The 18,595-nt window shown below is 65.9% G+C and carries 16 protein-coding genes, 1 tRNA gene and 1 pseudogene; 8 read left to right on the forward strand and 10 right to left on the reverse strand.

The window, feature by feature from the left end:
* Positions 1 to 56: 56 nt before the first annotated feature.
* Positions 57 to 2,951 carry an excinuclease ABC subunit UvrA gene (gene uvrA / locus ACZYZ7_RS23725; protein WP_450070544.1) on the reverse strand — a complete coding sequence of 965 codons (2,895 nt, stop codon included), beginning with the start codon at positions 2,949 to 2,951 and terminating at the stop codon, positions 57 to 59.
* 73 nt (positions 2,952 to 3,024) lie between these two features.
* Here uvrA and ACZYZ7_RS23730 point away from each other — a divergent pair, with 73 nt between their 5' ends.
* Entirely contained in the window at positions 3,025 to 3,708 is a 684-nt protein-coding gene (locus ACZYZ7_RS23730) for an MBL fold metallo-hydrolase (protein ID WP_450070545.1), read from the forward strand.
* Positions 3,709 to 3,726: 18 nt separating this feature from the next.
* Here ACZYZ7_RS23730 and ACZYZ7_RS23735 read toward each other — a convergent pair whose 3' ends face one another.
* The gene (locus ACZYZ7_RS23735) at positions 3,727 to 4,170 is read right to left on the reverse strand and encodes a universal stress protein (RefSeq protein WP_044524035.1); all 444 of its coding nucleotides are present in this window, start codon (positions 4,168 to 4,170) and stop codon (positions 3,727 to 3,729) included.
* Positions 4,171 to 4,519: 349 nt separating this feature from the next.
* Here ACZYZ7_RS23735 and ACZYZ7_RS23740 point away from each other — a divergent pair, with 349 nt between their 5' ends.
* Positions 4,520 to 6,058, forward strand: a complete 1,539-nt coding sequence (locus ACZYZ7_RS23740; protein WP_450070546.1) for a glycosyltransferase family 39 protein — start codon at positions 4,520 to 4,522, stop codon at positions 6,056 to 6,058.
* Position 6,059: 1 nt separating this feature from the next.
* On the opposite strand, the gene ACZYZ7_RS23745 is transcribed toward ACZYZ7_RS23740, so the two are convergent.
* The 3 genes and pseudogenes from ACZYZ7_RS23745 to ACZYZ7_RS23755 form a co-directional block, all read right to left on the reverse strand.
* Positions 6,060 to 6,905, reverse strand: coding sequence for an acyl-CoA thioesterase (locus ACZYZ7_RS23745; protein WP_450070785.1), 846 nt, complete (start codon positions 6,903 to 6,905; stop codon positions 6,060 to 6,062).
* Between the two features lie 89 nt (positions 6,906 to 6,994).
* Positions 6,995 to 7,627, reverse strand: coding sequence for a type 2 periplasmic-binding domain-containing protein (locus ACZYZ7_RS23750; RefSeq protein ID WP_463742147.1), 633 nt, complete (start codon positions 7,625 to 7,627; stop codon positions 6,995 to 6,997).
* Positions 7,628 to 7,792: 165 nt separating this feature from the next.
* Positions 7,793 to 7,951: pseudogene (locus tag ACZYZ7_RS23755) on the reverse strand (LysR family transcriptional regulator); the annotation flags it as partial.
* Positions 7,952 to 8,015: 64 nt separating this feature from the next.
* On the opposite strand from ACZYZ7_RS23755, the gene ACZYZ7_RS23760 reads away from it, so the two are divergent.
* The gene (locus tag ACZYZ7_RS23760; RefSeq protein ID WP_463741964.1) at positions 8,016 to 8,603 is read left to right on the forward strand and encodes a DapH/DapD/GlmU-related protein; all 588 of its coding nucleotides are present in this window, start codon (positions 8,016 to 8,018) and stop codon (positions 8,601 to 8,603) included.
* Between the two features lie 68 nt (positions 8,604 to 8,671).
* Here the strand turns inward: ACZYZ7_RS23760 and ACZYZ7_RS23765 are convergent.
* The 3 genes from ACZYZ7_RS23765 to ACZYZ7_RS23775 form a co-directional block, all read right to left on the reverse strand.
* A tRNA-Cys gene (locus ACZYZ7_RS23765) sits at positions 8,672 to 8,742 on the reverse strand.
* A gap of 61 nt (positions 8,743 to 8,803) precedes the next feature.
* Positions 8,804 to 9,571, reverse strand: a complete 768-nt coding sequence (locus tag ACZYZ7_RS23770; protein ID WP_450070549.1) for a DUF899 domain-containing protein — start codon at positions 9,569 to 9,571, stop codon at positions 8,804 to 8,806.
* Between the two features lie 76 nt (positions 9,572 to 9,647).
* A complete protein-coding gene (locus ACZYZ7_RS23775; protein ID WP_450070550.1) occupies positions 9,648 to 11,042 on the reverse strand; it encodes an MFS transporter in 1,395 nt (464 codons plus the stop codon).
* Positions 11,043 to 11,198: 156 nt separating this feature from the next.
* Here ACZYZ7_RS23775 and ACZYZ7_RS23780 point away from each other — a divergent pair, with 156 nt between their 5' ends.
* The 3 genes from ACZYZ7_RS23780 (at position 11,199) to ACZYZ7_RS23790 (ending at position 14,207) form a co-directional block, all read left to right on the forward strand.
* Positions 11,199 to 12,302, forward strand: a complete 1,104-nt coding sequence (locus tag ACZYZ7_RS23780; protein ID WP_450070551.1) for a DUF418 domain-containing protein — start codon at positions 11,199 to 11,201, stop codon at positions 12,300 to 12,302.
* A gap of 76 nt (positions 12,303 to 12,378) precedes the next feature.
* On the forward strand, positions 12,379 to 13,533 hold the full coding sequence (locus tag ACZYZ7_RS23785; RefSeq protein WP_450070552.1) for a sensor histidine kinase: 1,155 nt from the start codon (positions 12,379 to 12,381) through the stop codon (positions 13,531 to 13,533).
* Entirely contained in the window at positions 13,530 to 14,207 is a 678-nt protein-coding gene (locus tag ACZYZ7_RS23790) for a response regulator (RefSeq protein ID WP_450070553.1), read from the forward strand. Before ACZYZ7_RS23785 ends, ACZYZ7_RS23790 begins: the two co-directional genes overlap by 4 nt.
* Before the next feature lie 44 nt (positions 14,208 to 14,251).
* Here ACZYZ7_RS23790 and uvrB read toward each other — a convergent pair whose 3' ends face one another.
* Positions 14,252 to 16,411, reverse strand: a complete 2,160-nt coding sequence (gene uvrB, locus ACZYZ7_RS23795) for an excinuclease ABC subunit UvrB (protein WP_450070554.1) — start codon at positions 16,409 to 16,411, stop codon at positions 14,252 to 14,254.
* Positions 16,412 to 16,478: 67 nt separating this feature from the next.
* Between uvrB and ACZYZ7_RS23800 the strand changes: the two genes are divergently transcribed.
* The gene (locus ACZYZ7_RS23800; RefSeq protein WP_210115671.1) at positions 16,479 to 16,985 is read left to right on the forward strand and encodes a ribonuclease FAU-1 family protein; all 507 of its coding nucleotides are present in this window, start codon (positions 16,479 to 16,481) and stop codon (positions 16,983 to 16,985) included.
* 11 nt (positions 16,986 to 16,996) lie between these two features.
* Positions 16,997 to 17,572 carry a hypothetical protein gene (locus ACZYZ7_RS23805; protein ID WP_450070555.1) on the forward strand — a complete coding sequence of 192 codons (576 nt, stop codon included), beginning with the start codon at positions 16,997 to 16,999 and terminating at the stop codon, positions 17,570 to 17,572.
* 11 nt (positions 17,573 to 17,583) lie between these two features.
* Here ACZYZ7_RS23805 and glsA read toward each other — a convergent pair whose 3' ends face one another.
* On the reverse strand, positions 17,584 to 18,507 hold the full coding sequence (gene glsA, locus ACZYZ7_RS23810; protein WP_450070556.1) for a glutaminase A: 924 nt from the start codon (positions 18,505 to 18,507) through the stop codon (positions 17,584 to 17,586).
* Positions 18,508 to 18,595 lie beyond the last annotated feature (88 nt).

An 18,595-nucleotide genomic window follows, 5' to 3' on the forward strand; every position in this document is an offset into this window, starting at 1 on the left:
AGTCTCCAGAACCGCACCGGCCCGGTGCAACCGAATTAGCGGCTGCACCGGGTCGATCAAGCACTGACCTTGCGCCGCTTGGGTTTCGGCGCGGGCACCTCGACCAGCTCGGCGAGGAACTGGCCGGTGTAGCTGTCCGGTTTCGCCGCCACATCCTCGGGCGTGCCCTGCGCGACGACGGTGCCGCCGCCGGCCCCACCCTCGGGACCCATGTCCACGATCCAGTCCGAGGTCTTGATCACGTCGAGGTTGTGCTCGATGACGATCACCGTATTGCCTTTGTCGACAAGGCCGTTGATCACCTTGAGCAGCTTGCGGATGTCCTCGAAGTGCAGGCCCGTCGTCGGCTCGTCGAGGATGTAGACCGTGCGCCCGGTGGACCGCTTCTGCAGCTCGGCGGCCAGCTTGACGCGTTGCGCCTCACCACCGGACAGTGTCGGCGCCGGTTGCCCGAGCCGGACATAGCCCAGACCGACGTCGACGAGGGTCTTGAGGTACCGGTGGATCGAGCTGATCGGCTCGAAGAACTCGGTGGCGTCCTCGATCGACATGTCCAACACCTCGGCGATGGTCTTGCCCTTGTAGTGCACCTCAAGGGTTTCCCGGTTGTACCGGGCGCCCTGGCACACCTCGCACGGCACATAGACGTCGGGCAGGAAGTTCATCTCGATCTTGATGGTGCCGTCACCCGAGCAAGCCTCACACCGGCCGCCCTTGACGTTGAACGAGAAGCGGCCCGGTTGATAGCCGCGGACCTTGGCCTCGGTGGTGGCGGCGAACAGTGACCGGATCTTGTCGAACACCCCGGTGTAGGTGGCCGCGTTGGACCGCGGAGTGCGGCCGATCGGTGACTGGTCGACGCGGACCAGCTTGTCCAGCTGGTCGAGCCCGTTGACCCGGGTGTGCCGGCCCGGCACCTGCCTGGCCTTGTTCAACTTGTTGGCCATCACCGTGGCCAGGATGTCGTTGACCAGAGTCGACTTGCCCGAGCCCGAGACCCCGGTGACCGAGGTGAGCACGCCGAGCGGGAACGCGACGTCGATCTCCTTGAGGTTGTTCTCCCGCGCCCCCACCACCGTGACCTGACGACGCTTGTCGGTAGGCCGCCGGATCGCCGGGACCTCGATGCTCTCCTTTCCGGAAAGGTAAGCGCCCGTGATGGATTCGGGATTGACCAGCAGGTCCTGATAGGTGCCGCTGTGCACGATCCGGCCACCGTGTTCACCGGCCGCGGGGCCGATGTCGACCACCCAGTCGGCGTGCGCGATCGTGTCCAGGTCGTGTTCCACGACGATCAGCGTGTTGCCCAGGTCGCGCAACCGCACCAGGGTGTCGATCAGCCTGCGATTGTCACGCTGATGCAGGCCGATGGACGGCTCGTCGAGCACGTAGAGCACCCCGACCAGCCCGGAGCCGATCTGTGTGGCCAGCCGGATGCGCTGGGCCTCACCGCCGGACAGCGTCGCGGCCGCGCGCGACAGCGACAGGTAGTCCAGCCCGACATCGAGCAGGAACCCGAGCCGCGACTGGATCTCCTTGAGCACCTGCCCGGCGATGGCCTGCTCGCGATGGCCGAGCGTCAATGCGTTGAGGAAGTCCGCGCAGTCCGCGATCGACAGCTCGGCCACCTGGGCGATGGATTTGGCGCCGAACTGACCCGCGGCCATCGTCACCGCGAGGATCTCGGGCTTGAGCCGCGTGCCGTTGCACTCCGGGCACGGGATGTCGCGCATGAAGCCCTCGTAGCGTTCCTTCATCTGCTCCGAGTCGGTCTGCTCCATGCGCCGCTGCAGGAACGCCATCACGCCCTCGAAATCGGCGTAGTAGGACCGGGTGCGGCCGTAGCGGTTCTTGTACTTGACGTGGACCTGGTGATCAGAGCCTTCCAGGATCGCCTTGCGCGCCTTGGCCGGCAGCTTCTTCCACGGGGTGTCGACGTCGAACCCGAGCTGATCACCCAGCCCGGACAACATCCGGGTGAAGTACTCGGCGCTCTGCCCGACGGCCCACGGCGCGATGGCCCCTTCGGCCAGCGTCAGGTCCGGGTCGGGCACGACCAGGTCAGAGTCGACCTCCTTGCGGACCCCCAGCCCTGTGCACTCCGGGCAGGCGCCATAGGGCGAGTTGAACGAGAACGACCGCGGTTCAAGATCATCCACGGCCAACGGGTGGCCGTTGGGGCAGGCCAGCTTCTCGGAGAAGCGCTGTTCACGATGGGGATGGTCGTCGTCACGGTCGACGAATTCGAGCACCACGATCCCGTCGGCCAGGTTCAGCGCGGTCTCCACCGAATCGGTGAGCCGCTGCTTGGAGCTGGCCTTGACCGTCAACCGGTCGACGACCACCTCGATGTCGTGCTTTTCCTGCTTCTTGAGCTTGGGCGGATCGGTCAGCGGGTGCACCACGCCGTCCACCCGCACCCGGCTGTAACCCTGCGTGTTGAGCTTGTCGAACAGGTCGACGAACTCACCCTTGCGGGTGCGGACCACCGGGGCCAGCACCTGGAATCGCAGGCCCTCGTCCATGGCCAGGACCTGGTCCACGATCTGCTGTGGGGTCTGCCGGGCTATCCGCTCACCACACACCGGGCAGTGCGGGGTGCCCGCGCGGGCGTACAGCAGACGCAGGTAGTCGTAGACCTCGGTGATGGTGCCCACGGTCGAGCGGGGGTTGCGGTTGGTCGACTTCTGGTCGATCGACACCGCGGGCGACAGGCCCTCGATGAAATCGACGTCCGGCTTGTCCATCTGCCCCAGGAACTGGCGGGCGTACGCCGACAGCGACTCGACGTAGCGGCGCTGGCCCTCGGCGAAGATGGTGTCGAACGCCAGCGAGGACTTGCCGGACCCGGACAGGCCGGTGAACACGATCAGCGCATCACGCGGCAGATCGAGGTCGACTCCTCGCAGATTGTGCTCGCGGGCACCCTTCACGATCAGGCGGTCAGCCACGCGTTTCCTTTCCCACGACAGACTTCACGCCCATGCTATGTGCGACCACCGACAAGCCCGATACGGTGGCGCTATGACCAGCCCTCACATCGCGGTTGACGACACGTACACCGGTCACCAGGAGCCAGGCACCGCCGCCCGGCGCACCCTCCCGAACGCCTCGATCATCAAGGTGTCAGTGGGCCCCATGGACAACAACGCCTACCTCGTGACCTGCACGTCCACCGGGGAGACCCTGCTCATCGACGCCGCAAACGACGCTGAGGTGCTCCTGGACGTGATCAAGCAGCAGGCACCCAAGCTGTCCCTGATCGTCACCAGCCACCAGCACTTCGACCACTGGCAGGCGCTGGCGACTGTGGCAGAGGTCACCGGGGCACCGACGGCCGCGCATGCACTCGACGCCGAACCGTTGCCGGTCACCCCGGACCGGATCCTGGCCGACGGGGACACCGTGCGGATCGGCGACCTCACGTTCGACGTGATCCACCTACAGGGCCACACCGAGGGTTCGGTCGCGCTGGCGCTCAAGGCGCCCGACGGTGTCACACACCTGTTCACCGGTGACTGCCTGTTTCCCGGCGGTGTCGGCAAGACCTGGCAGCCCGGTGACTTCGAGCGCCTACTGGGTGATGTGAGCGCCAAGGTGTTCGACGTCTACGACGACCGCACCGTCGTATACCCCGGCCATGGCGATGACACCACGCTCGGCGCCGAACGTCCCCACCTCGGGGAGTGGCGCGAGCGCGGTTGGTAGTCAGTCAGCGGGTGTGGCTCAGCTGGTGTGGACGATGAGCACGTCGGTCTTCGACCGCCGTGCCACGTTCGCGGGCACCGAGCCCAGCAGCCGGCCGGCGATCGTGCTCAGGCCGACATTGCCGACAACCAGCAGATCCGCCTGGACGTCCTCAGCCAACTCGACGAGGGCGTCGACCGGAGCGCCGACGACGGGCCGCTCCTCGATGTCCGTGGCGCCGGCGGCCTTCGCACGGTCGGTCGCCTCGCGCAGGATGGCGTAGATCGGCGCATTGCCGGCCATCTTGTAGCCCTCGTCCTTGAGCACATCGGCGGCACGCTGATCTTCGCTCTGGGGGAAGTACGCGGTTGCCACGATCAGTTTGGCATTCGAGCCGGCGGCAATCTGACCGGCGCGGTCGACTGCACGCAACGACGAATCAGATCCGTCCGTGCCGACCACCACGGTTCGATACGCGCTCATCAATACCCTCCCACTGTCAGTTGCAACGCCACCCGAGACAGTAACCCGTCGCCCGCTGACCAGGGGTGCGAATCACGACACCCATACGGACAACCGACAACTGGACCCACTTTTGGCGTCCCGAACGGCGAATCGGCACTGATGTTAACCCTCGGGACCGCAAAAACGATGCTGACCGTGACGTAGTCGACGCCGATCGAATCAGGGTTGCCGTCAGGACGATTCGCCGCACGTAGTGACCCAGCTCATCTACACCGCATGCGGTGGGCAATAGTGCTGTCGGAGAGAGCGAGTCGGGCGCCTCAGGTTACTGTTTGCCATGGGTTGAGGGGGTGGCACGGTCGCTGACGTGGATTTATCGCTGAATGAGCACGCCGAGGGCGCGGGCGGGCGAGTCGATCGACAAGCCCGCTTCGACGCCGTGGCGGTGGCCGCATTTGCGGTCGTGCTGAGTGCCGCGGGGGCGGCCCGTCCGTCACTGTGGTTCGACGAGGCCGCCACCATCTCGGCTGCTACCCGATCGGTTTCCCAGCTATGGGACCTGCTCGGCCATATCGATGCCGTGCACGGCCTTTATTACCTCGGTATGCATGGTTGGTTCACCGTTTTCCCGGTAACCGAGTTCTGGTCCCGGTTCTCCAGCTGCCTGGCCGTCGGTGGTGCGGCAAGCGGAGTGGTGGTACTCGGCCGGCAGTTCTGCGATCGAACGTTATCGGTCTGTGCCGGAGTTCTTTTCGCGATGCTGCCAAGGATCACGTGGGCCGGTATCGAAGCTCGTTCCTATTCGTGGTCGACGCTGGCGGCGGTGTGGCTGACGGTACTGCTGGTCGTCGCGATCCGGCGCGACCGCCCTGCACTGTGGGTGTCATACGGTGCGCTGCTGACGGTTTCGACGGTGCTGAACATCTTCGTGGTGTTGATGGTGGTTCCACACGCGGTTGCCGTCGCAGTGCTCTGCGACCGTCGTCGCACTCGAACGGCCTGGGCCGCGGTCGCCACAGCTGCAGTGCTGGTCGTGGTTCCGTTCGTGTTGTGGTGCCGTTCGCAGAGCTTTCAAGTCGGCTGGATCTCACCGCTAGGTCTGCACACCGTCACTGAGGTCGTCTTGGAGCAGTACTTCGACCACAGCGTGGCATTCGCGCTCCTGGCGGCCGCCGTTCTGAGCGCACCCCTGCTGGTTCGACGGCTGCGGCCCACCGGTGAGGGCACCCGGCGGCTGATGGTCGTGGCCGCGGCGTGGGTGGTTGCGCCGACCGCAGCTCTGTTGGCGTATTCAGCTGCGGCCCAACCGCTTTACTACCCGCGGTACCTCAGCTTCACCACGCCGGCGATGGCGCTGCTGCTCGCCGCATGTGTGGTGGCGGTGGCCCGCAGCCGGGAATGGATCACGGCCACTCTGGCGGTGTTCGCCCTGGCCGCGACACCGAACTACATCACCGTGCAACGCGGCCCATACGCCAAGGAGGGCATGGACTTCAGCCAGGTCGCAGACGTCATCTCGGCGCACTCATCCCCCGGCGACTGCGTGATCTTCGACAACACCACCTCGTGGAAGCCGGGTCCGATCCGCCCCATCACCGCCGCCCGGCCGGCCGCCTATGCCCACCTGGTCGACCCCGGTCGGGGTAAGCCGGCCTGGCAACGAAATCGGTTGTGGGATGCCCACCTCGGGATCTGGGGTGTCGCCGACCAGGTGCGCCGGTGCACCGTGCTGTGGACCGTGTCCGAACGCGACCCTTCGGTGCCCAGCAGGCAGAGCGGCCAACGCCTGGCGCCCGGACCGCGACTGGACCGCGCCCCGGCCTATCAGGTACCCGAAAGCATGGGCTTCCACATCGTCGAACGCTGGCAATTCAACTTCGCCCAGGTGGTCAAGTCCACGCGCTGAGTCAGTCGCGGCGGCGGCCGAAGTACAGCTCCTGGGTCGTCGAGCACACGAGTTCCCCACCGCGGTTGTAGACGGTGGCGCTGGCCAGGCCGCGCCCGTTGACACCGCTGGGTGAAACCTGGTCGGACAGCACCCAATCCGTCAGATCGGCGGGACGGTGGAACCAGACGGCCAGGTCGATCAACGCCGAGAAAACGGTCACGTGGGTGCCACGCCGCGCCGACAGGGTGGAATCCAACAATGCGGTGCCCGAAAAATACGTCAGCAGACAGCTGTTGATGATCGGATCGTCGGTGACCGGTTCGCCCACGCGCCACCACATCCGGGTGCGCTCCGGCGGTTCCGGCAGATCGATCGCCAGCCGCGGGGGCGGGTCGATGTAACGTCGCTCGATCCACTGCGGGCGCACCCAGAACCCGTCGGCCTCGTCGGCAAACGCCTGCAACTGTTCCTCGACCGGGGGCAGGGTTTCGGGATCGGGCACCGCGGGCCGGGGTTGCTGGTAATCCGCGGCGTCCATGGGGACGCTGAACGAGACCAGCGCTTCCAGCAACACCTCGCCACCTTGTCGGCCGATGACCCGGCGGGTGGACAGCGAGCCGCCGTCCCGCAGGTTGTTCACCTCCATCTGCACCGGATACCGGGCGTCCCCGGCGCGCAGCAGATAAACGTGCAGGCTGTGCGGTGATCGGCCGGGCACGGTGCGACTGGCCGCCATCAACGCCTGGGCCGCGATATGCCCACCGACGATGTGATGGCTGGGGTTGTCCCGCTGTTCGGCGACGTAGGTGCCGTCATCCGACTCCACCAGATCGAGGGTGGACAGGACGTCGGCAAGGGGCAGCATGGGCACGGCAGCATTATTCGATGCGGTGTCTTGCTGTTTGCGACGGGGTGGCGATGTGGGTCTCGTCGGCCCCATTGAGCAGTTCAGCGTCAGGGCTCACCGTCTGACCCCAGCTCGGAGACGGAGGCTGCCCACCGCGGCAACCAGACGTTCGGCTCGTGCGGCGAGGTCCGACGGTCTGCACTGAGGTGGGCACGCAACGCGGCCAAGCCGGGGTTCGAGTTCGTCGTGAGCCAGATCAACGAGTGCGGGTAGATCGGTGTCGGGTCGCGCAAGGGTATCCGTCGCAGTCCGTATTGCGCGGGCCAGAAGTAGCGGTCACGTCTACCCACCAGAGTTGCCACACTCGGGTCGTCGCGCAGGCGCTCCAACAAGGCCTCGTCACCGAAATGAGGACCGTGGCTGTCAATCGACAATCCGAATGCTCTCGCAAGGTCGTCATAGAACACAGCCCACTCGGCGCCGGGGACGATACCCGGAATCCAGATTCGGAACCCGCGTAGACAGCTCGGCGTCAGGCTGTCCTCGGCAGCAAGCGAATGTTCGGGCCCCACAAGCACTTCGAGTTCGTGGTCGATGGCGCGAGCGGCCACCACACCACGAGGCAGATCGTCGGACGGCAGGGTGACCGCGCGAAACGAAGCGTCGATCGTTCCCGACTGGACGGCGGACAACGCCCCGGTGAGGTTGTTGTCGAGCAAGGTCACCACTTCGACCCGCACGCTGGGATTCGCGACGTGGAAATCCTGGAATACAACCGACGGTGCGATGCGGCGATGGGTGACGTCAACGCGCAGAACCCGTTTCTGCGACCGGACGGAGTGCCATGCGCGCTCGGCGGCGCGAAGCAACTCACGTGCGTGCGGGAGAAACGACTCTCCGTCGGCAGACAGTCGTACACCGTGGGCAGTGCGTACGAATAATGCGGTGCCCAACGCACGTTCAAGTGCCGCGACGCGTTTCGACACTGCCTGCGGCGTGATGCTCAACTCGTCTGCCGCAACTTGGAATTGGCCTAGTTCAGCCGCAACGACGAAAGTACGCACCCCCTCAACGTCCAACCGTCAGTCCCCACCGTTGGTTGCGTCGTGCGTGCGTGTCAGTTGTTTGATGCTCGACTACGTTCGCTGCTGGGATCTGTCCATGCCTCATCTGACATCTGGCCGCTTGTACATCGACACACCTGAATGGGCTCAAGTGGCCCGACGGATAGAACAGGTCACAACACTCACATCGCGCCTCCATCTGCTGCCGTTCGATGCGGCGGAAGAACGGGCGGCGCTGCTTGCGGAGGTTTTCGGACAACCTCTCTCGGACACCGTCACGCTCTATCCGCCGTTCTTCACCGACAATGGGCTCAACACCGGCTTCGGCGAAAATGTGTTCGTCAACCAGGGATGCAGATTCATGGACCAGGGCGGCATCTGGATCGGCGACGGAACCATGATCGGTCCGAACACCCACCTCATCACCTCCGGACACCCCGTACCGCCTGCAGAACGGCGAGAGTACATCGTGGCTGCGCCGATAGCGCTTGAGGACAACGTGTGGCTCGGCGCCGGTGTCACGATTCTGCCCGGTGTCACCGTGGGCACGAACTCGGTAGTCGGTGCCGGTGCGGTTGTTGCGTCGGACGTTCCACCCGACACGCTCGTCACGGGACCGGCCGCCGCAACCAGGAAGCAGTGGGGAGACTGACTTCCCTATCCGGAGCCATGCCGAGCCGTCGAAACTGACGACACGGCACGGCTCCGAACGGATCCCAGAGCGAGTGACGGGATTCGAACCCGTGTAAACGGCTTTGCAGGCCGCTTCCTAGCCACTCAGACACACCCGCATCGATTGGCTACTGTGCCAGGCACTCCGGCGCCCGCCCATAGTTTCGATCTCAATGATCACTAACCGTCGGCGTCCCCCACCGGCCTGCCGACCACTGCCCCGCCCTGGGGCCATAAGGCCGGTGAGTCCTCCCACGGTTCCTGCCGTCCGTACGGGGTGAGGTCGAGGAAGGGATATCCCACCGCGGTGTGGTCGAGGCCGCGCGCGAAGGCCGAGTAGGTGTGGAAGACGTCGTCGCCCCGGCGCAGGAAGACGCTGGCGCCCGGCCAGTCACCACGGAGGTCGTCGTCGCTGAAACCGTCGGCGCGCAACTCGTCGGCGGACTTGTAGTTGTATTCGATCGGCGCACGGGCCAGGTCGAGCGTCACGTGATAGTCGTAGGTGAAGTCGCCGTCGCGCGACGAGTACCACGGGAACGTCCAACCGTGTTTGTCCCGGTAAGTGGCAATGCTCGCGTACGGCGCCCTGGACACGCAGGCGAAGGTGACGTCCTTGCAATGCAGCAGAGCCCGGTCCTGCTCGGTGAACGTGAGATCGGCCGCGGCCGTGCAACTCGGACAACCCTGATCGATCGCGTCGATCCACATGAAGTGATGGATGTAGAGCTGGCTGCGACCCTCGAACAAGTCGACCAGTCGCACTTCGCCGTCAGGCGCTTCGAAGGTGTAGTCCTTCTCCACCTTCACCATCGGCAGCCGGCGCCGCTGAGCGTTGACGGCGTCGCGCAGGTGTGTCACCTCGCGTTCAGCGGCCAGTAGTTTCTTGCGTGCCTCGAGCCACTCGTCCCGAGTGACGACGTCTGGGTAGGCATTGAGTGTGAGCGGCATGAATCACTCCTTGAATCGGTCCTATACGAGTGAGACCCACGGCGCCGGCGAAACTCATCGCGCACGGCCGCGACGGCTAGTGGGCCCTACGACCGGACCGGAACGAGGCCACCGCGCCGAGCGCGGCGAGGACCGCGAACACGGCGAACAGCCAACGCGCTGCGGCCGAATCTCCGGTATCGCGGAGGTTGACGACGACGCCGGCCAAGCCCGCACCGAACGCCCCACAGATGAGTTGCACGGTGTTGATCGCCGCCGCGGCCGCCGGCCCCTCATCTGGATCATCCACGCTGCTCATCGCCCACGCGGACAGATGGGGCCAGGCGATACCGATACCGGTGCCGGTGACCACCAGCGCCGCCGCCCACATGGCCACCAGCCACGGCGCCATCCCGTCCCGGATCAACACCGCCCCGGCCGCCAGGCCGATCGCCATCACGACGGGCGCGAACGCCACCGTGCGCACGATCACCCGCCGGTTCTGCAGCGACGCACTCACGATCTCCCCCGCCGTCCAGCCCACCGAGAGCACCGCAGCGAAGAATCCGGCCATCACGGGCGTCAGGTGCGCCAGCCATTGACCGAACAGCGGCACGTACATGTCGACCATGGTCGCGGCCATCAACACGCCGAGGCTCAGGTAGATCCACTTGAGCGGACCCGGGCCGAATGTGCTGGGCGGCAAGACCGATGCCCCGGCGCGACGGTCGACGAACAGGAACCGGGCCACCAGCACCACCCCGAGCACGAGCAGTGCTGCCGTGGCCCGCCAGTCGTGCGGGATACCGGCCACGCTCACCGCCATTGCCGCCGCGCCCAACAAGGTCAGCGACCGCACCGGAATGCCGGGTGTCGGGGCCGATGCTGCACCGTTGCGGCCGGGAAGCGCGACGGGTACCAGAGCGGCCATGGCGACCGTCAGCACAACGAGCACGCCGAAGGCCCACCGCCAGTGCCCGAATTGCGCGAACAGCCCGCCCGCCGCCGGGCCGATCACGGTGCCGACCCCCCACATCGCCGATACCAGCGCAGAGGCCTTGGTCCACAACGTATTCGGCAGCGCGGTGTTGATCACCGCATACCCCAGGCCGGCCAGCAGGCCGCCGGCGAAGCCCTGCACAGTGCGCCCGGCGAGCAGCACCTCCATGCTCGGCGCCAGCGCGCAGCCCAGGCTTCCGGCACCGAACACCGTGAGCCCCAACAGATATGCCCTCCGGGGCCCCACACGCATCAGCGTCGAATGGACCGTGGTGGCGGCGATCACCGAGGCGACCAGGTACACCGTCGTCACCCAGGCGTAGAACCGCTGACCGCCGATGTCGGCCACCGCACTGGGAAGCAGGCTGATCGTCAGGAATTCGTTGGTGGCATACAGCAGCACACCGCCGGCCAACACGGTCGAGGCGCCCAGATGACGGGCACCCAACAATTGCCGCCAGGTCCCGGTCTCGGGCGTCACGGTATCGGTCACATCGACGACGCTAGAAGCTGAACCGCTGTTGAGGTCAACCCGGGGTGGTGCCGAGCTTCCTCATCGACGCATCACCCCGTGGTAGGAGCGTCGAAATGCCACTTGTCAGACCTTGGAGCGATCCGTCGCGGGGCTGCCTGGTCCTACCGTCGCGCCATGACCAGCCAACGAAGCGTGGACGTGGTGCCACGGATAGCGGCCCTCGACGTCCTCCGCGGCTTCGCACTGGGCGGAATACTCATCGTGAACATCGCGGTGATGTCGAATCCCTCCGGGCTTTCCGCAGGGCCCGTCCGCACCTTGCTGACCGCGTTCTTCTTCGACAAGTTCTACGTTCTGTTCTCATTTCTGTTCGGCTACTCGCTGACTCTGCAATTTCGCTCGGCCGAACGCGACGGCGCCGACGCTCGACTGCGTACGCTGCGCCGCTGTCTGGCGTTGATGGCTATCGGCCTGGTCCACATCGCTTTCTTCTTCGACGGCGACGTACTGTTCGGCTACGGGATCCTCGGATTGATCCTGTTGACTCTGAACAGAATTCGACCCGCAAGGGCGATCCGGTGCGCTGTGATCCTGTATGGAACCTTCGCCCTCGCGCTGACCGTGCACGGCATGTTCGCACCGTCGGCTGAAGTCGTCGACGATCGTGCGGCCGCGAGCCTCCGAGCGGGCTGGCTCACCGCCGCGTCCTATCGGTGGGAGGCCTTCTTCGAGCGGTTCGACCTGTTTCTGATCTTCGGGCTCCTCAACGTCCTGCCTTTGTTCCTCGTGGGCTTCGCCGCCGGTAAGGCTCGACTCCTCGAGACGCCGGACAGATATCTGCCGCTGTTACGCAGGTTTCAATGGATCGGATTCGGCATCGCCGCACCGGTCTCACTGCTGATGGCGATCGTGGACAAGCCACAACTGGCCGGGGTCACCGCACTTCTCGATCTCCCGCTCGCCGCAGCGTATGCGGCGACGATCCTTCGGCTCGCTCACCACAGCCCCAGGCTGGTTGGTACTTTCGGGGCGGCGGGGAAGTTCGCGGCCACCAACTACATATGCCAATCGGTGATCGCCTCGGTGATCTTCACCGGATACGGCTTCGCCCTGGTCGGGCAACTGACGAACTGGCAGGTGCTGGTCATCGCGGCGGCTGTCTACGGCCTTCAGCTCATCGGTAGCCGGATGTGGGCGCGTCGACACCGATACGGTCCGATCGAATGGGCACTCCGCCGGGTCACCTATGGTCGCCGCGCGACGTGGCCCAGGCACTGAGAACAGGCCGGGCGATTCATCCCAGAGTATGAGGACACACGGGTCCGCACTTCCTACAGTCCTAGGTGTGGCAAGCATGAAGCGATCACGCCTCGATCGGATACTCAGCGCGATCGTGTACGCGGTGTCGACGTTTCTGTTCGTCATGGCCTGGTCGACTGTTGATGCAACCTATGCGGTGTCATCTGGTGTCCAACCTGTCATTGCCGCCCTGGCAGCACTTCCGCTGGTTGCCATTCGGTCGAATCCCGCTCTCGGTTGGACGATATCGGCAGTGGCCGGGTTGGCGATCCCGCTCGTGTATCCGTCGACCGACGGTGCCTTCCCCTGGCAGATGGTTCATCTGTTGGTGCTGGTGGCCCTGCTGTTCGCAGTGGCCGTCCGTTGCCGCCTTCCAGCGGTCCTGCTGGCCTGGTCGTCGACGTGTCTGCTGCTTCTGGTGAACGCCGCCGGCCAGACAGGTGCGGGTTTCGCCGGCGGGATCACCGTGGTCGTGCTGATCGGGTTGCTGATTCGCGGACTGTTGGTGTCTCGACGACAGCTCGCCAGTCAGCGCCGGACCAACGAGCTGGAGCGAGCACGCCGCTCTGTCCTCGAGGAGCGGGCGCGGATCGCACGCGACCTGCACGATGTCATCGCACACCACATGTCGATTGTCGTGGTGCAGGCGCAGAGCGCGCCGTACCGCCTCACCTCGGTCACCGAGGAAACCAAGGTAGAGCTCGACGCGATCGGGGCCAACGTACGCGCCAGCCTCAACGAGATGCGGGCCGTGCTCGGCGTTCTGCGCAGCGACGATGACGCGACAGAACTGAGCCCGCAGCCCGGCGTCGCGGGAGTCACGGAACTGGTCGAAAACAGCCGTCGCGCGGGAGTTGATGTGTCCCTCAACATTTCCGGTGATCCGCCGCCGATCTCCGAGCTGTCCGGCGTCGCCGTCTACCGGATTGTGCAGGAGTCACTTGCCAACGCGGTCCGACATTGCCCCGGCGCACCGGTCACGGTGACGATGGAGCACGGGCCCGACGCCACGGCGGTGACGGTGAGCAATGGGCCGGCTGCAGTGCCGGGATCAAGCGGGAATTCCTCTGGCGGGCACGGTATCGCCGGTATGCGCGAGCGGGCGGCTGCGATGGGTGGCAGTGTTGACGCACAAACCCGGCCCGACGGCGGATTCGAGGTTCGGGCTCATATTCCTGCGGCTATCCGTACGACACCGGGAGCGCTGTGACGCGGACGATCAAGGTCTTCATCGCCGACGATCAGGCAATGGTGCGTCAGGGATTTGGGGCACTGCTGGCTGCACAACCTGATATGAGCGTGATCGGCGATGCACCGAACGGACGCGTCGCTGTCTCCGAAGTGAAACGGCTGCGGCCCGATGTGGTCTTGATGGACGTCCGCATGCCGGAGATGAATGGCCTGGACGCCGCCCGGGAAATCCTGTCGATGACCGTGACGCCGCCGGTGCGAGTGCTCATGCTCACCACATTCGACATCGACGAGTACGTGTACGAAGCGCTCGGCGCCGGCGCCAGCGGATTCCTGTTGAAGGACGCACCCGCCGACGATCTGATCCGCGCGGTGCGAATCGTGGATGCCGGCGACGCGCTCCTCGCGCCGAGCGTCACGCGACGTCTCATCGCCGACATCGCCCAGCGCCGTTCGACACCGCGGCCATGGAGCCGGGAGCTGGCAACACTGACGCCACGGGAACAGGAAGTACTCGAACTCATCGCCAAAGGGCTGTCGAACACGGAGATCGCAGATCGCCTCTTCGTCACGGAACATACGGTGAAGACGCACGTCGGCAACGTGTTTGCGAAACTCTCACTGCGCGACCGCGCCCAGGCCGTGGTAGTCGCCTACGAATCAGGTCTCGTCAACCCGCAGTCGGCCGGCTGATCTCCCGGCGATCATTCGCGCACCCGGCTTGCGGCACTTCCGGATCACTTCAGGCCGGCCGCGTCCATCCCCCGCAATTCCTTCTTCAGGTCCTGGATCTCGTCGCGGATCCGCGCCGCCAGCTCGAACTGTAGATCCCGCGCGGCAGTCATCATCTGCTCGGTCAGATCTTTGATCAGATCGGCCAATTCGGCGCGCGGCATGTTGGCGGTGTCTCGGCCCTCCACGATGCCGGCACTGACCGCGCGCCCGGGTTCACCCTGAGCACGCCGGCCCCGCGAGGCGTTGCGTCCCGAGCCACCGATCTCAACCGACTCAGTATCGTCGGCCTCGCGGTACACCTGGTCGAGGATGTCGGCGATCTTCTTCCGCAGCGGCTGCGGGTCGATCCCGTTGGCCTCGTTGTAGGCGATCTGCTTGGCGCGGCGGCGTTCGGTCTCGTCGATCGCATCCCGCATCGAGTCAGTGATCTTGTCGGCGTACATGTGCACTTCGCCGGACACATTGCGGGCCGCGCGACCGATGGTCTGGATCAGGCTGCGCGTGGAGCGCAGGAAACCTTCCTTGTCGGCATCGAGGATCGCCACCAGCGACACCTCGGGAAGATCCAGACCCTCACGCAGCAGGTTGATACCGACCAGCACGTCGTACTCGCCGAGCCGCAGCTGCCGCAGCAACTCGACCCGTCGCAGCGTGTCGACCTCTGAATGCAGGTACCGGACCTTGATGCCGAGCTCCAACAGATAGTCGGTGAGGTCCTCGGCCATCTTCTTGGTCAGCGTCGTCACCAACACGCGCTCGTCGCGCTCGGTCCGGGCGCGGATCTCGCCGATCAGGTCGTCGATCTGGCCCTTCGTCGGCTTCACCACCACCTGCGGGTCGACCAGACCGGTCGGGCGGATCACCTGCTCGACGAACTCGCCGCCGGCCTGGCTGATCTCGTACGAGCCCGGGGTCGCCGACAGGTACAACGTCTGCCCGATCCGGTCGGCGAACTCCTCCCAGGTCAGCGGCCGGTTGTCGACGGCCGACGGCAGCCGGAAGCCGAAATCCACCAGGTTGCGCTTACGCGACATGTCCCCTTCGTACATGCCGCCGATCTGGGGCACCGTCACGTGGGACTCGTCGATGACCAGCAGGAAGTCCTCGGGGAAGTAGTCGATCAGCGTCGCGGGTGCCGAGCCGGCCGGGCGGGCGTCGATGTGGCGTGAGTAGTTCTCGATGCCCGAGCAGAACCCGACCTGCTTCATCATCTCGACGTCGTAGTTGGTGCGCATCCGCAGCCGCTGGGCCTCCAGCAGCTTGCCCTGCCCCTCCAGCTCGGCCAGCCGCGCCTCAAGCTCGGCCTCGATCGTGGAGATCGCGTGTTCCATCCGTTCTGGGCCCGCCACGTAGTGGGTGGCCGGGAAGATCCGCAGCGAGTCGACCTGGCGGACGATGTCGCCGGTCAGCGGGTGCAGGTAGTACAGCGCCTCGATCTCGTCGCCGAAGAACTCGATGCGCACCGCGAGCTCCTCGTACGACGGGATGATCTCGACGGTGTCCCCACGCACCCGGAACGTGCCACGGGTGAACGCCACGTCGTTGCGGTTGTACTGGACATCCACCAGCAGCCGCAGCAACCCGTCGCGCGGCACCTCCTGACCGACCTCCAGCTCGACCGAACGGTCGAGGTAGGACTGCGGTGTGCCCAGGCCGTAGATGCAGGACACCGAGGCCACCACGACCACGTCGCGCCGGGACAGCAGACTCGACGTCGCCGAGTGCCGCAACCGCTCGACGTCGTCGTTGATCGAGCTGTCCTTCTCGATGTAGGTATCCGTCTGGGCGATGTACGCCTCGGGCTGGTAGTAGTCGTAGTACGAGACGAAGTACTCAACGGCGTTGTGCGGCAACATCTCCCGCAACTCATTGGCAAGCTGGGCAGCCAGCGTCTTGTTCGGTGCCATCACCAGCGTGGGCCGCTGCAGCCGCTCGATCAGCCATGCGGTGGTGGCCGACTTGCCGGTGCCGGTGGCGCCGAGCAGCACGACATCACGCTCGCCGGCCCTGATCCGGCGCTCCAGTTCGTCGATCGCGGCCGGCTGGTCACCGGCCGGGTCGTACTCACTGACCACCTCGAACCGGGCACCGGTGCGGACGATCTCATCGACAGCCCGGTACTCCGAATGCGCGAGCACGGGGTGTTCGGTCGCGAAGGCCATGCTCACCAGCGTAGAACTGCGCACCGACAACTTCCGCCCGCGTTCGCTCCCCGCGTAGGCTTGGCCCATCCACCCGCCCAAACACGAGACATTCGACCTGGTCGCCCGCACGAACACCGACCCAAAAGGCATCGTGCGGGCGGTCGATGTCTACACCGTCGAGCCCTGGGGCCTGTACATGGCCCGGCCGACGCCCGGCCGGGCCCAGTTCCACTACCTGGAATCGTGGCTGCTGCCCTCGCTCGGGCTGCGGGCCACCGTGTTCCATTTCAACCCCGGCCACGAGCGTGACCAGGACTTCTACCTCGACATCGGCAGCTATACCGCCGGCCCGACCAGGTGGCATTCCGAGGACCACTACCTCGACCTGGTGATCCGCACCGGACGCGGCGTCGAGCTGTGCGACGTCGACGAGTTGCTCACCGCGGTGCGGCACGGTCTGCTGAGCCCGGAGATCGGCGAGCAGGCGGTGCAAACCGCGGCCACCGCCATCGAGGGGCTGGCGAGCTGCGGCTATGAGCTAGACCGGTGGCTGTCCGGCAACGGAATGGCCCTCACGTGGCGAGGCGCGTAAGGTCGGGATTCATGAGTTCAGCTAAGTACGTCTGGGGAGCCCTCCCCGCGCTGGCAGGACTGCTCACCGGCGCACTGTTGATTCCCGCTGCGGCACAGGCCGACCCGGAGGCACCGCCTCAGGTCGAGCCGCTGCCCGACCAGCAGCTACACAACGTCACCTACCGCGCCAGGATCGACGGGGTGTCGCGCAACGCGACTATCGCCTACAAGATCGACGACGCCAACATCAACACCGCCGACCCGTCCATGCTGCCGGGCCGGATCTTCGAAGCCACCGGCGTGGTGTCGAATCCGGAGGCGGCCGGAATGGCGGTGCGCATCGACTGGCCGTACTCGGCGAACCTGCACTGCGAGATCCTCGTGGACGACCAGGTGGTCGCCCAGGCCGACACCTTCGTCGCACCGCGGCTGACCCGCCCGAAGGATGATCCCAACTACGGCAGCCTGCCCTGTGGCGCCCCGTTGAACACCCAGGTTCCGGGCAATGTCATCGACACCGCGCCGGCGGGCGCCGCTCCCGCCGATCTGGCGCCGGGAGACACCGCAGTCCCGCCACCCGCGGAACCCGCCCCACCGGCCACCTAGGACCCGACGGCTCAGAACACCGACCAGCCGGCGCGGCGCGCGAACTCCTCGATGGCAGCGACCCCGCCCGCCGAGTTTCCGGCGCTGTCCAGCGGTGGGCTCCACACGCACACCGTGCCACGGCCAGGCATGACCGCCAGCACCCCGCCGCCGATGCCACTCTTGGCCGGCAGGCCGATTCGGTAGGCGATATCGCCTGCCGCCCCGTACATCCCGGACATCAGCAGCACCGCGTTCACTCGACGGACGGTCTCCGGATCCAGCACCGCCGAGCCCCCGTCCCGGTCGGCGAGGAACAGTGCGGCACGCGCCAGAGTCCGCACCGACGCGGTGATCGCGCACTGCGCAAAATACTGCGGCAACAACACATCGATCGGATTGATCAACCGGCCGTGCTCGGCCAGGACATGGGCGATCGCCGAATTTCGGTGATCGGTCGCGGTCTCGGACTGCGCGACCCGAGGGTCCGATGCCGCGACGGTTGGGCCGCCTAGTAGCTCAACCGTCGCGGCCACCGCGTCGCCGCTGTGCATCAGCAGCCGGTCGGTCACCACAAGCGCGCCAGAATTCACGAACGGATTCCGCGGCCGCCACTGGTTGTGCTCGAGGTCGGCGACCGAGCCGTATCCGGCATCCGACGGGCCCCAACCCACCGCAGACCAGGCGTCGGGTTCGTGCCGCAGCAGCGCGCACAGCGCGAACAGCTTCGACAAGCTCTGGATGGAGAACCCGACACCGGATTCGCCGACGTGAGCCTCGGCGCCGTCGACCGTGGCGACGGCCATCGCGAATCTGGTCGCGGAGACCTCCGCCAGGGCGGGCACCTGACGACTCACCGTTCCGGACGACGCGGCTCGGCACCCGTGCATCCGGGCCGCGTGCAGGTGCTCTCGCAGCTGCTGTTCAGAAGCCTGGAACAGTCGCGTCGCGGGCATGCACCACCTCCTGCCCCGGGCTTGCCGGGTGCCGATGAGTTAAATCACTACTTTTTAGACCAAAACGGTCCGCGTCGAAATCCGCTCG

The sequence above is a fragment of the Mycobacterium sp. IDUB_17 genome (assembly GCF_055419465.1).